This window comes from Micromonospora sp. MA102 (assembly GCF_025460765.1).
Lineage (GTDB): Bacteria > Actinomycetota > Actinomycetes > Mycobacteriales > Micromonosporaceae > Micromonospora > Micromonospora halotolerans.
Genome location: NZ_JAMWEG010000015.1, coordinates 45,761 through 63,577, shown reverse-complemented (window position 1 = coordinate 63,577; position 17,817 = coordinate 45,761). Strand labels below are relative to the sequence as shown.

17 protein-coding genes are annotated in these 17,817 nt (G+C 73.3%); 9 read left to right on the top strand and 8 right to left on the bottom strand.

What is annotated here, in order from left to right:
• The first annotated feature begins 102 nt into the window (after nt 1–102).
• From NFX44_RS25205 to NFX44_RS25195, 3 genes are all read left to right on the top strand, one after another.
• Entirely contained in the window at nt 103–2,688 is a 2,586-nt protein-coding gene (locus NFX44_RS25205; RefSeq protein ID WP_262286079.1) for a discoidin domain-containing protein, read from the top strand.
• A gap of 112 nt (nt 2,689–2,800) precedes the next feature.
• On the top strand, nt 2,801–2,923 hold the full coding sequence (locus NFX44_RS25200) for a 50S ribosomal protein L36 (RefSeq protein WP_091265774.1): 123 nt from the start codon (nt 2,801–2,803) through the stop codon (nt 2,921–2,923).
• A gap of 5 nt (nt 2,924–2,928) precedes the next feature.
• A complete protein-coding gene (locus NFX44_RS25195; RefSeq protein WP_262286078.1) occupies nt 2,929–3,702 on the top strand; it encodes an SDR family oxidoreductase in 774 nt (257 codons plus the stop codon).
• Here NFX44_RS25195 and NFX44_RS25190 read toward each other — a convergent pair.
• The 4 genes from NFX44_RS25190 to NFX44_RS25175 all read right to left on the bottom strand — a co-directional run bounded on the left by NFX44_RS25190 (nt 3,662) and on the right by NFX44_RS25175 (nt 6,201).
• A complete protein-coding gene (locus NFX44_RS25190) occupies nt 3,662–4,426 on the bottom strand; it encodes a glycosyltransferase family 2 protein (RefSeq protein WP_262286077.1) in 765 nt (254 codons plus the stop codon). The two genes, NFX44_RS25195 and NFX44_RS25190, sit on opposite strands and share 41 nt — an antisense overlap.
• A 96-nt stretch (nt 4,427–4,522) precedes the next feature.
• Entirely contained in the window at nt 4,523–5,158 is a 636-nt protein-coding gene (locus tag NFX44_RS25185; protein WP_262286076.1) for a YdcF family protein, read from the bottom strand.
• A gap of 54 nt (nt 5,159–5,212) precedes the next feature.
• Complete coding sequence (locus NFX44_RS25180) at nt 5,213–5,488, bottom strand: DUF4873 domain-containing protein (protein WP_262286075.1); 276 nt, start codon at nt 5,486–5,488, stop codon at nt 5,213–5,215.
• Nucleotides 5,485–6,201, bottom strand: a complete 717-nt coding sequence (locus NFX44_RS25175; protein ID WP_262286074.1) for a TetR/AcrR family transcriptional regulator — start codon at nt 6,199–6,201, stop codon at nt 5,485–5,487. The genes NFX44_RS25180 and NFX44_RS25175 overlap by 4 nt, the downstream gene beginning before the upstream one ends.
• Before the next feature lie 48 nt (nt 6,202–6,249).
• Here NFX44_RS25175 and NFX44_RS25170 point away from each other — a divergent pair, with 48 nt between their 5' ends.
• Nucleotides 6,250–7,152 carry a diiron oxygenase gene (locus NFX44_RS25170; protein ID WP_262286073.1) on the top strand — a complete coding sequence of 301 codons (903 nt, stop codon included), beginning with the start codon at nt 6,250–6,252 and terminating at the stop codon, nt 7,150–7,152.
• 106 nt (nt 7,153–7,258) lie between these two features.
• Here NFX44_RS25170 and NFX44_RS25165 read toward each other — a convergent pair whose 3' ends face one another.
• From NFX44_RS25165 to NFX44_RS25155, 3 genes are read right to left on the bottom strand one after another with little or no spacing between them, the layout of a single operon-like run.
• Nucleotides 7,259–7,543: a BON domain-containing protein gene (locus NFX44_RS25165; protein ID WP_262286072.1), complete on the bottom strand. Its 285-nt coding sequence runs from the start codon at nt 7,541–7,543 to the stop codon at nt 7,259–7,261.
• Nucleotides 7,543–8,136, bottom strand: coding sequence for an STAS domain-containing protein (locus NFX44_RS25160; RefSeq protein ID WP_262286071.1), 594 nt, complete (start codon nt 8,134–8,136; stop codon nt 7,543–7,545). The genes NFX44_RS25165 and NFX44_RS25160 overlap by 1 nt, the downstream gene beginning before the upstream one ends.
• A complete protein-coding gene (locus NFX44_RS25155) occupies nt 8,133–8,447 on the bottom strand; it encodes a hypothetical protein (RefSeq protein ID WP_262286070.1) in 315 nt (104 codons plus the stop codon). The genes NFX44_RS25160 and NFX44_RS25155 overlap by 4 nt, the downstream gene beginning before the upstream one ends.
• Before the next feature lie 155 nt (nt 8,448–8,602).
• Here NFX44_RS25155 and NFX44_RS25150 point away from each other — a divergent pair, with 155 nt between their 5' ends.
• The 5 genes from NFX44_RS25150 to NFX44_RS25130 all read left to right on the top strand — a co-directional run bounded on the left by NFX44_RS25150 (nt 8,603) and on the right by NFX44_RS25130 (nt 16,873).
• Entirely contained in the window at nt 8,603–9,277 is a 675-nt protein-coding gene (locus NFX44_RS25150; RefSeq protein WP_262286069.1) for a response regulator transcription factor, read from the top strand.
• Nucleotides 9,274–10,623, top strand: a complete 1,350-nt coding sequence (locus NFX44_RS25145) for a cell wall metabolism sensor histidine kinase WalK (RefSeq protein WP_262286068.1) — start codon at nt 9,274–9,276, stop codon at nt 10,621–10,623. Before NFX44_RS25150 ends, NFX44_RS25145 begins: the two co-directional genes overlap by 4 nt.
• Nucleotides 10,620–11,180 (top strand): GerMN domain-containing protein, encoded by a 561-nt coding sequence (locus NFX44_RS25140; protein WP_262286067.1) that lies wholly within the window; start codon nt 10,620–10,622, stop codon nt 11,178–11,180. Before NFX44_RS25145 ends, NFX44_RS25140 begins: the two co-directional genes overlap by 4 nt.
• 154 nt (nt 11,181–11,334) lie before the next feature.
• The gene (locus NFX44_RS25135) at nt 11,335–12,147 is read left to right on the top strand and encodes a SigB/SigF/SigG family RNA polymerase sigma factor (RefSeq protein WP_262286066.1); all 813 of its coding nucleotides are present in this window, start codon (nt 11,335–11,337) and stop codon (nt 12,145–12,147) included.
• Nucleotides 12,148–12,367: 220 nt separating this feature from the next.
• Nucleotides 12,368–16,873 (top strand): HAMP domain-containing protein, encoded by a 4,506-nt coding sequence (locus NFX44_RS25130; protein ID WP_262286065.1) that lies wholly within the window; start codon nt 12,368–12,370, stop codon nt 16,871–16,873.
• A 126-nt stretch (nt 16,874–16,999) separates the two neighbouring features.
• On the opposite strand, the gene NFX44_RS25125 is transcribed toward NFX44_RS25130, so the two are convergent.
• A complete protein-coding gene (locus NFX44_RS25125; protein WP_262286064.1) occupies nt 17,000–17,509 on the bottom strand; it encodes a nitroreductase/quinone reductase family protein in 510 nt (169 codons plus the stop codon).
• Nucleotides 17,510–17,817: the final 308 nt, after the last annotated feature.

The following is a 17,817-nucleotide window of genomic DNA, read 5'->3' as shown; positions in this document are numbered from 1 at the left end:
ACGTCCCTGTCCGGAGGAAGGGTCCAGCGGAACGGCAGCCGCAACATCTTGGTAACCCGTCTGTCGTTCCGCTCCCCACCACCCCCCGCCACGGAGACGCCCATGTCACCCGTCCCGCCGCACCACAGCCCACCCCGCCCGCCGCTGCGCCGGCTGCTCGCCGTGCTGGCCGCGCTCCTCGCCACCGTGGCCCTGGTGGCACCGCCGTCCCCGGCCCGGGCCGCCGACCCGCTGCTCTCCCAGGGGCGTCCCACCACCGCCTCCTCGGTGGAGAACGCCGGCGTACCGGCCAGCAACGCCACCGACGGCAACACCGGCACCCGGTGGTCCAGCGCCTTCGGCGATCCCCAGTGGATCCAGGTCGACCTGGGCGCCACCGCCACCGTCTCCCGGGTCACCCTGGTCTGGGAGGCGGCGTACGCCCGGGCGTACCAGATCCAGACCTCCGCCGACGGCGTCACCTGGACCACCGTGTTCAGCACCGCGGCCGGTGACGGCGGCACCGACGACCTCACGGTCAGCGGCACCGGCCGCTACGTGCGGATGACCGGCACCACCCGGGCCACCGCCTACGGCTACTCGCTGTGGGAGTTCCAGGTCTACGGCGTCACCGGCGGCGGCGCCGGCTGCGACACCGCGACGAACGCGGCCCAGGGCCGCCCGGCCACCGCCTCGTCCACCGAGAACGCCGGCACCCCGGCCGGGGCGGCGGTGGACGGCAGCGCGACCACCCGGTGGGCCAGCGCGGCGAGCGATCCGCAGTGGCTCCAGGTCGACCTCGGCAGCGTCCGCACCCTCTGCCGGGTCGTGCTGAGCTGGGAGGCCGCCTACGGGCGCGCGTACCAGATCCAGACCTCGACCGACGGCGCCGCCTGGACCACCGTGTACGCCACCACCACCGGGGACGGGGGGACCGACACCCTCACCGTGAGCGGCTCCGGCCGCTACGTGCGGATGTACGGCACCGCCCGCGCCACCGGCTGGGGATACTCGCTCTGGGAGCTCACCGTGAACACCACCGGCGGCGGCACCATCCCGGGCGGCGGCTCGCTCGGGCCGAACGTCATCACCTTCGACCCGTCGATGTCCAGCGCGAGCATCCAGAGCCAGCTCGACGCGGTCTTCCGGACCCAGGAGTCCAACCAGTTCGGCACCCAGCGGTACGCCCTCATGTTCAAGCCGGGCGACTACTCGGGCATCAACGCGCAGATCGGCTTCTACACCTCGATCATGGGGCTCGGCCGGAACCCGGGCGACGTCCGGATCCACGGGGACGTCACCGTCGACGCCGGCTGGTTCAACGGCAACGCTACCCAGAACTTCTGGCGGTCGGCGTCGAACATGCAGGTGTTCCCGTCGGCCGGGTTCACCCGGTGGGCCGTCTCGCAGGCCGCGCCGTTCCGCCGGATGGACATCCAGGGCGACCTCAACCTGGCCCCGAACGGCTACGGCTGGGCCAGCGGCGGCTACATCGCGGACAGCCGGGTCACCGGCGTGGTCCAGCCGTACTCGCAGCAGCAGTGGTACACCCGGGACAGCAACGTGGGCGGCTACCTCAACGCCGTGTGGAACATGACCAACTCCGGGGTGGTCGGCGCGCCGGCCACCAGCTTCCCCAACCCGGCCTACACCACCCTGGCGCAGACCCCGGTCAGCCGCGACATCCCGTACCTCTACCTCGACGGCGGCGGTACCTACCAGGTCTTCGTCCCGTCGACCCGGACCAACGCCAGCGGCGCGTCCTGGCTGGGCGGCGCCACACCCGGCACCTCGGTGCCGCTGAGCCAGTTCTACGTCGCCAAGCCCGGCGACTCGGCCGCCACCATCAACGCGGCTCTGGCGCAGGGCCTGAACCTGCTCTTCACCCCCGGCGTCTACCCGGTGAGCCAGACCATCACGGTCACCCGTCCCGGCACCGTGGTGCTCGGCGTCGGCTACCCGACGCTGATCCCGCAGAACGGGGTCGTCCCCATGACCGTCGCCGACGTGGACGGCGTCCGGCTCGCCGGGCTGCTCTTCGACGCCGGCCCGACCAACTCGCCGGTGCTGCTCCAGGTCGGCCCGGCCGGCGCGACCGCGAGTCACGCCGCCAACCCGACCTCGATCCAGGACGTCTTCTTCCGCATCGGCGGCGCCGGCGCGGGCAAGGCCACCACGAGCCTGGTGGTCAACCAGAACGATGCGTTGATCGACCACATCTGGGCCTGGCGTGCCGACCACGGCAGCGGCGTCGGCTGGACCGTGAACACGGCCGACACGGGCTTGATCGTCAACGGCAACAACGTGACGGCGCTCGGGCTCTTCGTCGAGCACTACCAGAAGTACGAGGTGATCTGGAACGGCAACAACGGGCGGACGATCTTCTTCCAGAACGAGTTGCCGTACGACCCGCCGAGCGCGTCGGCCTGGATGAACGGCTCGCGGGTCGGCTACGCCGCGTTCAAGGTGGCCGACGCGGTCAGCACGTTCGAGGGCTGGGGGATGGGCAGCTACTGCTACTTCAACGTCGACCCCACCATCGCGGCGTACCACGGCTTCGAGGCGCCGAACCGGGCCGGCGTGCGGTTCCACAGCCTGCTCACCGTCTCGCTGGGCGGCAACGGGTCGATCACCCACGTCATCAACGACACCGGTGGCACGGCGCAGGGAACGAACACCGTCCCGGTGAACGTGGTCAGCTACCCCTGACCGGGCCCGGGGGTGGCAGGGCAGCCTGCCGCCCCCGGTTTCCCGCGCATGACGGTGGCCCCTGCGGGTACCCGACCCCGAACGGGGAAACCAGCGGGAACGGAGGAACGGGATGAAGGTCCGAAGCTCCCTGCGCGCGCTCAAGCGCAAGGCCAACTCGATCGTGGTACGCCGCCGAGGCAAGGTGTTCGTGCTCAACAAGGCGGATCCCCGGCAGAAGGCCCGGCAGGGTTGACCGAGGTGGCCGACATCCTCATCACCGGGGCCGGCAGCGGCCTCGGCCGGGGTGCCGCCCTCGGCCTGGCCCGGGCCGGCCACCACGTGATCGCCGGCGCCGAGATCTGGCCGCAGGTGCGCGACCTGCGCGCCGAGGCCGAGCGCACCGGGGTGACCCTCGACGTGATCAAGCTGGACGTGACGGACCCGGCCGACCGCGCCGCCGCCCGGCGGCACCGCGCGGACATCCTGGTGCTCAACGCCGGCGTCCAGGAGGCCGGGGCGGTGGTGGAGATCCCGATGGACCGGATCCGCCGGTCCTTCGAGGTGAACGTCTTCGCGCACGTCCAGCTCGTGCAGGACCTCGTGCCGCCGATGCTGGCGCGGGGAGCCGGCAAGGTCGTCTGGGTGTCCTCCGCGGTCGGCATCCGGACCCGGCCGTTCATCGGCGTCTACGCCGCCACCAAGCACGCCATCGAGGCGCTGGCCTGGGCCATGAAGGGCGAGCTGGAACCGCGCGGCGTCCGGGTGGCCGTCATCAACCCCGGCCCCTACCGGACCGGCTACAACGACACCGGCGTCGAGGCGATGTCCCAGTGGTGGGACTCCTCGACCGCCCTGCTGGACCGGCCCGACTTCGCCGACTTTCTGGAGCACCAGCGCGACCCGCGGGAGATGGTCGAGGAGATGGTCCGGGTGATCCCGGCCGACCACCATTCCTTCCGGACGGCCTGGCCGCAGGAGATGCGGCAACAGCTCAGGGAGTTCGAGTCGCAGGTCTGGGACGAGACGACGTGACCTCGGCCGGCGTCACCCCGCCGCCGCGCCGGTCCGGCCCGAGCAGCCGGGCGGCGGCGAACCGCACCAGCGGCCCGTAGATCCGGGCCGAGTCGGTCAGCGAGGAGAAGTGCGACGAGGCGTTGCCGGCCTGGTAGCGGGTGGCGATCGGGACCTGTTCGATCGGCAGTCCGGCCCGGGCCGCGTGCAGCAGCACGTTCATCTCGTACTCGAACCGCTCGCCGGGGACGGTCCGCAGCCAGCCGAGCAGCCCGGCCGGGTACGCCCGCAGCCCGGTCTGGGTGTCCCGCACGGGGACGCCGGTGGCCAGGCGGAACGCGGCCCGGGTCGCCACGTTGCCGAACCGGCTGCGCAGCGGCACCTCGCCGTCGAACCGGCGCACGCCCAGTGCCAACGCGCCGGTGTCGCGCATCCGGTCGGCGACCCGGACGACGTCGGGGATCAGGTGCTGCCCGTCGGCGTCCACGCACACCACGTCGCGACCCGGGTGATGGCCGGCGACGTAGCGGAAGCCGGTCTTCAGCACGATGCCCTTGCCCCGGTTGACGCGGCGCTCCAGCACGGTGGCGCCCCGGTCGCGGGCGGCCGCGAGCGCTCCGGCCGCGGTCGGGCCGCTGCCGTCGTCGACGACCACCACGTGCGCCGCGGGCAGCGCGGCGGCCAGGTCGACGACGAGCCGCGGCAGGCGGTCCCCGGGTCGGTACACCGGCACCAGCACGATCACGGAACCTCCCGGGTGGACCCGTCGCCCGCCGGCCCCGCCGTCGGGGCCGATCGACGACCGTCCTTACCCGTGACGCCGGTCGGCGAATCCCTCCCGTCAGCGGCCGAACAGGTCCGCGACGCGCTGCGCGGAGCGGGCCAGGCCGCGTTCCCGCCGCAGCAGGGCCTCCGGGCTGCGCAGGCCCAGATAGCAGACGCGGCTGGCGGCCCGGGCCACCCGCTCGCGGCCGGCGGGCACCGGGTCGGGCCCGGCCACCGGCACGTCCAGCAGCGCCGCGCCGGACAGCCCGAGCACCTTGCCGGCGAGGAACCGGATCCGGGGCAGGTGCCACGGGTGGGAGACCAGCCCGAGCGGCCGGGCCGGGGTGAAGACCTCGCCGGCGAGCAGTCCGTCCTGAACGGTGTGCGCCAGGTTCTGCAGGGTGGTCCGGGATCGCGTCTCGGCGTGCAGCCGGGCGTATCCGTCGATCCCGGCGGCGCGGGCCAGGGCGAGCATCAGCTCGGCCTCCCGGTACCCGGCGGGCGGGCCCGGCGCCCCGGCGGGGCCGTGCGGCCAGCCGCCGGTGAACACCACCCGCGCCCCGGCGGCCCGCCGGAACTCGGCGGCGTGCGCGCGGACGTACCCGATGGCCGCGCCGGCCCGGGCGGCGCTCCCGGCGCTGAGCCGGTAGCCGGCGTCGCCCGCGACCACCCCGCGTCCGAACACCAGCAGGACGGTGGCGGTCGGCGTCATCCGACCCACGGTACGCCGGGCGGGGGTCGCTCCTGGCCCGCGTCGCGCGGCGGTTCAGTCCTTGTCGGAGTCGGGCGGCCACGGCGGGACGCCCACGCCGGTGATCCGCACCCCGCCCCACGGGTCGGCCTCGGCGAGCCGGCCCCGGGCGACCCGCTCGCCGACCCGGACCTCGACGTCGCGCCGGCCGGACCGGAGCAGCCGCAGCATGCGGGGCTCCGGCTCGATCCGCCCGGCCCAGTGGTAGCGCCCGTCGACCGGCTCCCAGCGCCCGCTGGCGTGCAGCCGGACCGTGGTGCCGGCGATCTCCGCCGGACCCTGCCAGCTCACCGCTCGATCCGTTCGTGCGCGCGGGTCAGCTCGTGGGGCAGGTCGGCGCCGCGCCGGACGCCCTCGATGCCGCTCCAGAGCAGGGTGGTCAGGTAGTCGGTGAGCGCGGCCCGGCGGATCGGCTGGCCGTGCGTGGCCCACCAGTCGCCGACCGCCTGCACGAACCCGACCAGCCCGTACGCCCAGGGTTCGGCGGGGCCGGCGTCGAGCCCGAGCGCGCGCAACCGGTCGCCGATGACCCGGGCCAGGCCGGTGGCCACCTGCCGGCTCGTGCCGCTCACCACCTGCTGGATGCCGGGATGCCCGGCCTCGTGCAGCAGGAACCGGTAGAGCGTCGGCTCGGACTCGATGATGCTCAGGTAGGCGTCGATGGTGGCCTCGACCAGCGCGCGCTCCTCGCGGACCCGCTCGACGGCGGGGGCCACGGCGTCGACGACCCGGGCCGCCACCACCTCGCTGACGGCCAACCAGAGCTGCGCCTTGTCGGCGAAGTAGCGGTAGAGCACCGGCTTGCTGACCCCGGCCGTGGCGGCCACCTGATCCATGTCGACGGTCGGCCCGTGCCGCAGCAGCGCCTGCACGGCGGCTCCGATCAGCTCCTGCCGCCGCTGCTCGCGGTGGTCGGCCCAGCGGTCGCGCCGGCCGGTGCGCGCGGGTGTGGCCGGCTCCGGCGGTGTGGCCGGGCCATTGACATCGGTGGAGGTGCGTCGCATGCTACCACTCGTAACAGTTACTCGAAGTTACGTCAACCAGGAGGGGTCATGGAGGGGACGCCGGCCGGATTCCCGCGCGAGGCGGTGGCCACCCGCCTGCTCGCCGCCTCGGTGCGTACGAGCTACGACCCCGTGGTCGACATCGACTGGTCGGCGCCGCACGTCCCCGGGGCGTACTGGATGCCGCCGCAGCGCAGCAGCCTCTACGGCACCGCCCTGTGGGAGGGGATGACCGAGGAGCAGCGGATCGCGCTGACCAGGCACGAGGTGGCCAGTGTGGCCAGCGCCGGGCTGTGGTTCGAGACGATCCTCATGCAGATGCTCATCCGGCACTACTACGACGCCGACCCCACCAGCCGGCACGCCCAGTACGCGCTCACCGAGGTCGCCGACGAGTGCCGGCACTCCATCATGTTCGGTCGGCTCATCGAGGCCCTCGACTGCCCGGTCTACCGGGCCGACCCGGTCGACCACCTGCTCGGGCGCTGGCTCAAGGCCACCGCCACCGGCCCGCAGATGTACGCGGCCATCCTCATCGCCGAGGAGATGCTCGACGCGTTCCAGCGGGAGGCCATGGCCGACGAGTCGATCCAGCCGCTGATCCGGATGGTGTCCCGGATCCACGTCGTGGAGGAGGCCCGGCACGTGCGTTTCGCCCGGGACGAGCTGGCCCGTCAGGTCGAGGCCGCCGGCCCGGTCGCCCTGGGCTACGCGCGGCTGGTGATCGGGCGGGCCGCGTACTCGATCACCCGCCGCCTGGTCAATCCGCGGGCGTACGCGGCCGTCGGCATCCCGCCGGCGGACGCGGTGGCCGCGGCCCGGGCGAACCCGCACTGGCGGGCCACGCTGCGCTGGTCGGCGCAGCGCATCGCCGAGCACCTCACCGAGCTGGGCCTGATCGCCGGTCCGGGCCGGCTGCTCTGGCGCCGCGCCGGCCTCCTGGCGGACTGACCGGCGGCGGCCCCCTGAGGGAGCGCCGCCGCCGGTCGCGCCGGTCAGGACGTGGGGAAGTTGTCCGGGGTGCGGATGCGGTTGCGCATGAAGTTCCCCGAGTCGGTCAGCGGCCGCGGCGCCACCGGGAGCGCAGCCGCAGCGCGTTGCAGACGTCGAACACCCCGGAGACGTCCCAGGCCAGCTCGCCGGCCGCCCGCCGGGTCTCCGGATCGGTCACCACCCCGGCCAGGATCACCACCCGGTTCTGCACCGTGACCGTGATCTGCTGGCGCCGGGTGGTCCAGTCGATGCTCAACCGCTGCGCCACCAGGGCGGCGAGCCGCACGTCCGCGCCGTCGGGCGGGGGCCCGTCGCCGGCGAACGGGAAATCGGGGTACGGCCAGGACATCACGAGCTGCGGGCTCCTTCGGCTCGTTCGCGGCTCTCCACCGGCGCCACGGGACGGCGCCGCGCCGGACCGACCGGCGCGCCCAGCGCCCGGGCCCGGTTGTCGACGACCGCGAAGACCCCGTCCAGCCGCATCGTGTGCAACACGGTACGCACGAACCGGGACGGCGCCACCAGGCACAGCCGTCGCCCGTCGCGCCGGGTCTCCTGGTGGGCACGGACCAGCAGCCCGAGCCCGGCCGAGTCGATCACCTCGACCTCGGTGAGGTCGACAAGCACCCGGTCGCCCACTGTGGCGGCCTCCGCCAGCGCCCGGCGTACCCGATCGGCGGAGTCGGCGTCGGGGACGGCCGGCGCCCCACCCACCTCGTCGAGGTCGTCGACGCCGAGGCCGCCGCCGTGCAGGGTGGCCCGCGCGCCGCACCGGGGGCAGTGGTGCGGCCCGGACGCGAAGGGCGAGCCGACCCAGCCGTTCTCGAACACCAGCGTCCAGACCACCTCGGCGTCCGGCAGGATGCAGCCGGTGCCCGTGACGCTGTCACCACAGCCGTCGCAGATGAGCAGCATCAGGTGCTCCGCGGGTACGACCGTCACAATCCCTCCTTCCGCCGCGCGCCCGGTCGGGGCGGCGGTTCCCTTCCGGGCGCCGGACGCCCGGCGGCCAGCGCCGCGAGGACGACCGCGACGGCGGCGAACCCGGACTGCACGACCAGCGGCCACACCGCCGGCCCGCCGGGACCGGCGTCCACCAGGCCCACGACGATCGCGCCGAGCAGCGCGGCGGCCACCCCGAGCGCGAGGGTCAGCCACACCGGCGCGGCCGTGCGTCCGGGCACGACCAGGCGACCCACCGTGCCGACGGCGAGCCCGACGACGAGCGCCCCGACCAGCGTGCTGCCGTTCACGGTTCCTCCCTCGCCGCCCGCGACTGTCCGGTCCGGCTCCCACCCTGCGCACCGACCGTGGAGGGCGCCGCGCGGTTGTGTGACAGTTCCATGACAAAAGCTGGGAACGGCTGACGCGGTTGGGCGGCCCGGGGGCGGGCCGTCATGATGCGCATATGACGGCCGTACTGGTGATCGAGGACGACGACCGCATCCGGCTCGCGCTGCTGCTCGCCCTGGAGGAGGAGGGCTATTCCGCGTCCGGGGCGGCCACCGCGGAGGAGGGGCTGCGCCGGCAGCGCGAGGACCCGGCCGACCACGTGCTGGTCGACCTCATGCTGCCCGGCCTCGACGGGTTCGAGTGCATCCGCCGGCTGCGCCGCGACGACGACGTCCCGATCGTGGTGGTCAGCGCCCGCGACGACACCCACGACATCGTGGCCGCGCTCGAGGCCGGCGCCGACGACTACGTGGTCAAGCCCGTGGCGATCAAGGAGCTGTCCGCCCGGCTGCGGGCCCTGCGCCGGCGCGGCCGGGTCGTGACGGACGCCGTCCCGGCCCAGGTCTTCGGCGACCTGGAGATCAGCGCCGAGGCCGGCGAGGTCCGCCGCGCGGGCCGGCCCGTCGCGGTCACCCGCACCGAGTTCCGGCTGCTCTGCGAGCTGGCCGAACACGCCGGCCGGGTGCTGTCCCGGCAGCAGCTGCTGCGCCGGGTCTGGGGGTACGAGACCGGCGACGAGCGGCTGGTCGACGTGCACGTGGGGCGGCTGCGACAGAAGATCGAGCCGGACCCGGCCAACCCGCGGCACCTGGTCACCCTCCGCGGCCTCGGCTACAAGCTCCAGCGATGACCCGCCTCGGACTGCGCGCCCGCGTCACCGCCGCGTTCGCCGTCGGCGCGTTGCTGCTCGCCGCCGTGATGGCCCTCTTCTCGTACGACCTGACCCGCCGCTCGCTGCTCGACGAGCGGGAGCGCGCGGCCGTCCGGGCCGCCTACTACGACGCCGCAGTGGTCCGCTCCGGGCTGGACACCGGGACCCCGGACGTGGTGGCGGTGCTGCGCTCGCTGGACACCGGCAGCAGCCGCCGCCCGCTGCTGCACCTGCGCGACGGCTGGTACGCCCGCACCGCCGACGTCGGGGCCGGCTCGGTTCCGGTGGAGCTGCAACGCCTGGTCGCGGACGGCCAGCCGGCCGTGCAGCGGGTCCGCCTCGACGGGCAGCCGACGCTGCTGGTCGGCGTCCCGCTCTCCGGTGAGCGGGGCTACTACGAGCTGACCTCGTTGCGTGAGGTCGAGGGGACCTTCCAGGTGGTCGGGCTGGCGCTGACCGCGGTGGCCATCATGGTGGCCGGGGCCGGCGCGGCTCTCGGCTGGTACGCGACCCGGCACAGCGTCCGGCCGCTCACCGCGGTCGCCGACGCCGCCGAGCGGATCGCGGCCGGCGACTTCGCCACCCGGCTCGACCCCACCACCGACCCGGACCTCACCCGGCTCTCCACCTCGTTCAACCACATGGTCGACCAGTTGGTGCGGCGGATCGAGCGGGACCGCCGGTTCGCCGCCGACGTGAGCCACGAGCTGCGCTCCCCGTTGCAGACCCTGGCCGCCGCCGCGAGCGTGCTGACCCGCCGCCGGGAGCACCAGGACACGCGGACCGCGACCGCTGCGGGACTGGTCGCCGACGAGGTAGCCCGGTTCCAGCGCCTCGTGGACGACCTGATCCAGCTGGCCCGCACCGAGCAGCCCGCGCACCGCGACACGGTCGACGTGGCCGCGCTGGCCCGCGCCGCCTGCCGCGAGCGGGCGCTGCCGGAGAGCCTCGTCGAGATGGTCGACGGCACCCCGGCCCGGTGGCGGGTCGACCGGCGCCGGGTCGAGCAGATCCTGCTGAACCTGCTCGACAACGCCGTGCGCTACGGCGGCGGCCCGGTCGCCGTACGCCTCGGGATGCACGACGGGATCGGCGTCCTGGAGGTCGACGACGAGGGACCGGGCGTGCCGGAAACCGATCGGGAGGTCATCTTCGACCGCTTCGTCCGTGGCCGGGCCGCGCACGCCCGGGCCGGCACCGACGGCACCGGCCTCGGTCTCGCCCTGGTGGCCCAGCACGCCGCCGCGCACGGCGGGCACGCGGTCGTGGTGGACCGGGAGCCGGGCGCCCGGTTCCGGGTCGAGCTGCCGGGGGCGGGCGCATGACCCGGCGGCTGCTCCCGGTGCTGGTCGCCGCGGCCCTGCTGGGCGGCTGCGGCGTGCCGGTCGACGACGAGCCCCGCCCGGTGCGGCCGCCGGCCGGCGGCTTCCCGACCCCGGCGGGCACGGCGACGGCCGAGCCGGACGGGCGGGTGGACGAGCCGCTGTGCTTCGTCCGGGGCGACGGGCTGGCGGCGGTCACCCGCCGGGTCGACGGCCTGCCGGAGGTGGACACCCACCTGCAACACCTGCTGGCCGGGCCGGACGGCGCCGAGCGGGGCCGCGGGCTGGCCACCGCCCTGCCCGGCACGGTCGCGGTGGCCGGCGCCACCCTGGCCGGCGCCGTGGTGACCGTCGACGTGCGCCAGGCGGGCGAGGAGACCGGCCGCAACGACGAGGTCCTCGCCTTCGGGCAGATCGTCTGCACGCTGACCCAGCGCCCCGACGTGGACAGCGTCGCGTTCCGCCGGGACGGGCAGCCGCTGGAGGTGCCCCGGGCCGACGGGAACGTGTCGTCGCTCCCACTCACCGCCGCCGACTACCGGCCGCTGCTGGACCGCTGACCGCCCAAGTGAGGCGCATCGCCAGGCATTTGTCCGCTTCTGAGGGAAATCTCCATCGTCCGTTCGGTTGATCGGACGGCAGACTTTGGTCTAGGGTGACTGGCACGACCGGTGCTCGGGAGGCACCCGTTCTCCTCAGGACAGGAAGGGCAGCATGACCACGATGACCATCGCGCCGACCACGACCGGCGAGGTGCACCGCACGGCGGTGACCGGCGAGGAGACCCGGGCCAGCGAGCTGATCGCCGCCCTGGCCGAGCTGCCCGAGGGCCACCCGGGGCGGCCGGCCCTGCGCAACCAGGTCATCGAGGCGTGGCTGCCGCTGGCCAACCACCTCGCCGCCCGCTACAGCGGCCGCGGCGAGCCGGCCGGCGACCTGGCCCAGACCGCGGCCCTCGGCCTGATCAAGGCCGTGGACCGGTTCGACGCCTCCCGGGGCGTGGACTTCGCCGGCTTCGCCATCCCGACCATCCTGGGTGAGATCAAGCGGCACTTCCGTGACCGCACCTGGAACATCCGGGTCCCGCGCCGCCTCCAGGAGCTGCGGCTGCGCATCTCCGAGGCCAACAGCACGCTGACCCAGACCCTCAACCGTGCCCCGACGGTCGCCGACATCGCCAGCCACCTCGACGTCACCGAGGAAGAGGTGCTCGAGGGCCTGGAGGGCGCCCGCGCCTACAACGCCGTCTCGCTCTCCACCCCGATCGGTGACGGCGACAGCGCCACCGAGCTGGGCGACACCATCGGCACCGAGGACAACGAGTACGAGCTGGCCGAGCTGCGCGCCTCCCTCGGCCCGGCGCTCGCCACCCTCGACGAGCGTGAGCAGAAGATCCTCACCCTGCGCTTCTACGGCAACCTGACCCAGAGCGAGATCGCCGTCCGGGTCGGCGTGTCCCAGATGCACGTGTCCCGGCTGCTCGCCCGCGCGCTGACCAAGCTGCGGGGCCAGCTCACCGAGGCCTGATCCGTCCCGGGCGGTCCGCCGCCCGGCCGTTCACCACCCGGTCCGACGCGAGCGCTGCCGCCTCGCCCCGGGCTCACGCACCGCCACCGACTCCCCTCGGTGGCGGTGCGTTTCCCTCTTTCACGCCTCGCCCGTGCACCGTGCCCGGCGCGGGTCTGTGCATACTTGCGCGGTTGCAATCGTTGCCGGGGAGCACCCGGCTGTCCCGGAGGCGGTAGTGGTGGTCGACCAGACGATCCCGCGGCGACGCGAAACGACCCCGGCGGCCGGTGCCCCGGTGGCCGACCCGGGCCTGCGGCAGCTGCTGGCCGGTCTCACCGCGGTCCGGGACGGCGACTTCGGCACCCGCCTGCCCGAGGACGCCGACGGGCTGCTCGGGGAGATCGCCACCGTCTTCAACGGCATGGTCGACCAGCTGTCGCTGTTCACCTCCGAGGTGACCCGGGTGGCCCGGGAGGTCGGCACCGAGGGTCAGCTCGGCGGCCAGGCCGACGTGCCGGGCGTCTCGGGCACGTGGAAGGACCTGACCGATTCGGTCAACGCGATGGCCGGCAACCTGACCGACCAGGTGCGTGACATCGCCGAGGTGGCCACGGCGGTGGCCCGGGGCGACCTGTCGCAGAAGATCACCGTCGACGTGCGCGGCGAGATCCTGGAGCTGAAGGTCACCATCAACACGATGGTGGACCAGCTCTCGTCGTTCGCCGACGAGGTGACCCGGGTGGCCCGGGAGGTCGGCAGCGAGGGCCGCCTGGGCGGCCAGGCCGAGGTGCCCGGCGTCGCCGGCACCTGGCGCGACCTGACCGACTCGGTGAACTTCATGGCCGGCAACCTGACCAGCCAGGTGCGCAACATCGCCCAGGTGACCACGGCCGTGGCCCGGGGCGACCTGTCCCAGAAGATCACCGTCGACGCCCGGGGCGAGATCCTGGAGCTCAAGAGCACCATCAACACGATGGTGGACCAGCTCTCGTCGTTCGCCGACGAGGTGACCCGGGTGGCCCGGGAGGTCGGCACCGACGGCCGGCTCGGCGGGCAGGCCCAGGTCAGCGGCGTCGCCGGCACCTGGCGCGACCTGACCGACTCGGTGAACTCGATGGCCGTCAACCTCACCGACCAGGTGCGCAGCATCGCCCAGGTGGCCACGGCGGTCGCCCGGGGCGACCTGTCCCAGAAGATCACCGTCACCGCGCACGGCGAGATCCTGGAGCTGAAGAACACGATCAACACGATGGTGGACCAGCTCTCGTCGTTCGCCGACGAGGTGACCCGGGTGGCCCGCGAGGTGGGCACCGAGGGCCGCCTCGGCGGCCAGGCCGACGTCAAGGGCGTCTCCGGCACCTGGAAGGACCTCACCGAGTCGGTGAATGTCATGGCGGACAACCTCACCGCCCAGGTTCGCAGCATCGCCGAGGTCACCACCGCGGTCGCCAAGGGCGATCTGACGCAGAAGATCCGGGTTGACGCCCGGGGCGAGATCCTCGCCCTGAAGGAGACCATCAACACGATGGTCGACCAGCTCTCCGCGTTCGCCGACGAGGTGACCCGGGTGGCCCGCGAGGTGGGCACCGAGGGCCGGCTCGGCGGTCAGGCCCGGGTCTCCAATGTGGCCGGCACCTGGAAGGACCTGACCGACAACGTCAACGAGATGGCGAACAACCTGACCAACCAGGTGCGCTCCATCGCGCTGGTCGCCACCGCGGTCGCCCAGGGCGACCTGAGCCGGCAGATCACGGTCGAGGCCAAGGGTGAGGTCGCCGTGCTCGCCCAGACCATCAACACGATGGTGGACCAGCTGAGCGCGTTCGCCGACGAGGTGACCCGGGTGGCCCGCGAGGTCGGCACCGAGGGGCAGCTGGGCGGTCAGGCCCGGGTGCCGAACGTGGCCGGCACCTGGAAGGACCTGACCGACAACGTCAACTCGATGGCGAACAACCTCACCGGCCAGGTGCGCAACATCGCCCAGGTCACCACCGCGGTGGCGCAGGGCGACCTCACCAAGAAGATCGACGTGGACGCCCGCGGCGAGATCCTGGAACTCAAGACCACGATCAACACGATGGTCGACCAGCTCTCCAGCTTCGCGGCCGAGGTCACCCGGGTGGCCCGGGAGGTCGGCAGCGAGGGCCGCCTCGGCGGCCAGGCCGAGGTCGAGGGCGTCTCCGGCACCTGGAAGCGGCTCACCGAGAACGTCAACGAGCTGGCTGGGAACCTCACTCGGCAGGTGCGGGCCATCGCCGAGGTGACCAGCGCGGTCGCCACCGGCGACCTGACCCGCTCGATCACGGTCGACGCCTCCGGCGAGGTCGCCGAACTGAAGGACAACATCAACTCCATGGTGGAGTCGCTGCGCGAGACCACCCGGACAAACCAGGAACAGGACTGGCTCAAGACCAACCTGGCCCGGATCTCCGGCCTCATGCAGGGCCACCGGGACCTGGAGGTGGTCGCCGGCCTGGTGATGAACGAGCTGGCCCCGCTGGTCTCCGCGCAGCTCGGCACGTTCCTGCTGGTCGACGACACCGCTGACAGCCGGGGCCTGCGGGTGGTCGGCGGCTACGGCCACGACGCCACCCGCCGCCGGTACGCCCTCGGCGACTCCCTGGTGGGGCAGGCCGCGCTGAGCAAGCGGGCCATCGTGGTGGACGCCGTGCCGGCCGACTACGTCACCGTCTCGTCCAGCCTGGGCGCGGCCGTGCCGCTGCACCTGGTGGTGCTGCCGATCCTCTTCGAGGACCAGGTTCTCGGTGTCATCGAGCTGGCCAGCATGGGCCGGTTCACCGACGTCCAGCGGGACTTCCTGGAGCAGCTCACCGAGACCATCGGCGTCAACGTCAACACCATCGTCGCCAACGCCCGCACCGACGTGCTGCTGACCGAGTCGCAGCGGCTGGCGGCCGAGCTCCAGGCCCGCTCCGAGGAGCTGCAGGCCCGCTCCGAGGAACTCCAGAGCTCCAACGCCGAGCTGGAGGAGAAGGCCGCCCTGCTGGCCCGGCAGAACCACGACATCGAGACGAAGAACTCCGAGATCGAGCAGGCCCGCCAGGAGCTGGAGGCCCGCGCCCAGCAGCTCGCGCTCGCCTCGAAGTACAAGTCGGAATTCCTCGCCAACATGAGCCACGAGCTGCGTACGCCGCTGAACTCGCTGCTCATCCTGGCGCAGCTGCTGGCCCAGAACCCCAACCGCAACCTCACCCCGAAGCAGGTGGAGTACGCCACCGTCATCCACTCGGCCGGCGCCGACCTGCTCCAGCTCATCAACGACATCCTCGACCTGTCGAAGGTCGAGGCCGGCAAGATGGACATCAACCCGGAGACGTTCGAGCTGTCCACCCTGCGCGACTACGTCGACGCCACGTTCCGCCCGCTCACCACGCCGCGCGGGCTGGAGCTGGAGCTGCTCACCGGCCCGGACGTGCCGGCCCGGCTGCACACCGACGAGCAGCGGCTGCGGCAGGTGCTGCGCAACCTGGTCTCCAACGCGGTCAAGTTCACCGAGAAGGGCCGGGTGCAGCTGCGCATCGAGCAGGCCCGCCCGGACGAGCTGCCGGCCGGGATGCCGCCGGCGGAGACGGTCATCGCGTTCCGCGTGGTCGACACCGGCATCGGCATCGCCGAGCAGCACCTGACCGCCATCTTCGACGCGTTCCAGCAGGCCGACGGCACCACCAGCCGGCGCTACGGCGGCACCGGCCTGGGCCTGTCCATCAGCCGGGAGATCGCCCGGCTGCTCGGCGGGCAGATCACCGCGGAAAGTGTCCTCGGCCAGGGCAGCACCTTCACCCTCTACCTGCCCGCCACGGCCACCGCGCCGCTGCCCGAGACCGGCCCCGGCGCTCCGGCCCTGACGGCGGCACCGCTGGAGTCGGACGCCCAGCGCTGGGTGGAGCAGCAGCAGCGGCGGGTGCTGGTGCTCGAACCGCACGAGAAGGGGCTGCTCACCCTGCTGGCGCGCGGGGTGGCCGCGGAGATCGGCGGCCCGGTCGAGCTGTCGACCGCGCTGGACGTCGAGGCGGCCGTCGACGCGCTCGCCCGGCACCGCCACCACCTGCTCGTCGTGCAGCTCGACGCGGGCGACGAGCGCGGCACCGCGCTGCTCAGGGCGCTGCACGAGCACCCGGGCCTGCGCGGCCTGCCGGTGCTCGCGTACCACGGGCAGCCGCTCGCGGCGGGGCAGGACAGTCTGCTCCACGGCATGGCCACGGACCGCCCGCTGGAGATCCTCGGCAGCCTCGACGAGCTTCGGGAGCGGATCGTGCTGCACCTGACGGCGGACGCCCCGGAGCGGGTGCCGTCGTTCACGGCGCCGGCCGTGGACCGCACCCCGGTCGCTGGCCCGGTGGTCCGGGAGCTGTCCGGCCGCAAGGTGCTCGTGGTGGACGACGACGCCCGCAACGTCTTCGCCCTGACCAACATCCTCGAACTGCACGGCATGGACGTGGTCTACGCGGAGAACGGGCGCAAGGGCATCGAGACGCTGATGCGGCACGACGACATCGACCTGGTGCTGATGGACGTGATGATGCCCGAGATGGACGGGTACGCGGCCACCGCCGCGATCCGCGCCATGCCCCGCTACGCGGACCTGCCGATCATCGCGGTGACCGCGAAGGCGATGCACGGGGACCGGGAGAAGAGCATCTCCTCGGGCGCCAGCGACTACGTCACCAAGCCGGTGGATGCGGAAGACCTCCTCACCTGCATCCACCGCTGGCTGACCAGCTGACCCACCATCCGCGGGTTCGGGGTTCGAGTCCCGGACGACGCCTCGATCAAGGCCCTGGCCTGGCGCTACTCCCAGGTCAGGGCGGCGACGCAGACAGCACCGAGACCGATCGTGCGGACCCGCCTTTCACCCTCGGTGGTCCGACTTCTCGCCTGCCGCCTGCACGCGGAACGCGGGGTACTGCGCCGCGATGGCCGCGAACTCGGCCAGGGGTGCGTGCCGGTCGACGGGGACGTGCGGCCGGGCTCCCGGTACCGTCGCCAGGTACCGCTTGAGGATCGGTGGGCGCTCGTCGACCGGCACCTCGACCAGTCGGCAGGCCCGGGCCCGCCCGTGCCGGATGGTCACCAGCCCGTCGGCCGCCCGTACGTTGCGGACCCAGTTGCAGTTCTCGCCCAGCATCGATACCAGATACCATTCGCCCCGCCAGTCGGCCATGCCCAGCGGGAAGCGGGTCAGCCGTCGGCTGCGGCGTCCGGCGACCTCCAGTGTCACCCAGCGCCGGGGTAGCAGGCCGGCACCGTGCACGGCCGCCCACACCCGGGCGAACCGGCGGGCCGCCGCGTTGCCGCGGCCTCCCGCGTACATCGCGCGAACGGCGTTCTCGGACAACGGCCAGCTCCCCAGCTTCGCCACCACGTCCTCCTTCGACCGGTCCGGCTCAAGCTTCAGGGTCGGCGATCCAGGGCGGGAAATGCAGGGCACAAGGTCCCGATCACCCCGACCGTTCATCCTCGGTACCTCGATGGTGCTGACCTGCGGGGGCAACCGCCTCCGCGGGCTCAAGGCGTCATTCGACCATCATGGTCGACAACGTGCGGAGCTTCGCCCTCGCCGTGCAGGCGGCGCTGCGCGACTGGATCCGCCTCGGTGCTGGTGGAGCGCTCGGGGTGATCAGCCGCCCCTGGCCGGACGGAGGCGGCCCGCCGGGCAGATCGCCCGCC

Coding starts and splice junctions, on each gene's coding strand:
- NFX44_RS25200 (WP_091265774.1), top strand. CDS start 2,801: ATGAAGGTCCGAAGCTCCCTGCGCGCGCTCAAGCGCAAGGCCAACTCG.
- NFX44_RS25140 (WP_262286067.1), top strand. CDS start 10,620: ATGACCCGGCGGCTGCTCCCGGTGCTGGTCGCCGCGGCCCTGCTGGGC.
- NFX44_RS25185 (WP_262286076.1), bottom strand. CDS start 5,158: ATGACGCCGACCGCCACCGTCCTGCTGGTGTTCGGACGCGGGGTGGTC.
- NFX44_RS25145 (WP_262286068.1), top strand. CDS start 9,274: ATGACCCGCCTCGGACTGCGCGCCCGCGTCACCGCCGCGTTCGCCGTC.
- NFX44_RS25175 (WP_262286074.1), bottom strand. CDS start 6,201: ATGCGACGCACCTCCACCGATGTCAATGGCCCGGCCACACCGCCGGAG.
- NFX44_RS25170 (WP_262286073.1), top strand. CDS start 6,250: ATGGAGGGGACGCCGGCCGGATTCCCGCGCGAGGCGGTGGCCACCCGC.
- NFX44_RS25135 (WP_262286066.1), top strand. CDS start 11,335: ATGACCACGATGACCATCGCGCCGACCACGACCGGCGAGGTGCACCGC.
- NFX44_RS25205 (WP_262286079.1), top strand. CDS start 103: ATGTCACCCGTCCCGCCGCACCACAGCCCACCCCGCCCGCCGCTGCGC.
- NFX44_RS25150 (WP_262286069.1), top strand. CDS start 8,603: ATGACGGCCGTACTGGTGATCGAGGACGACGACCGCATCCGGCTCGCG.
- NFX44_RS25165 (WP_262286072.1), bottom strand. CDS start 7,543: ATGTCCTGGCCGTACCCCGATTTCCCGTTCGCCGGCGACGGGCCCCCG.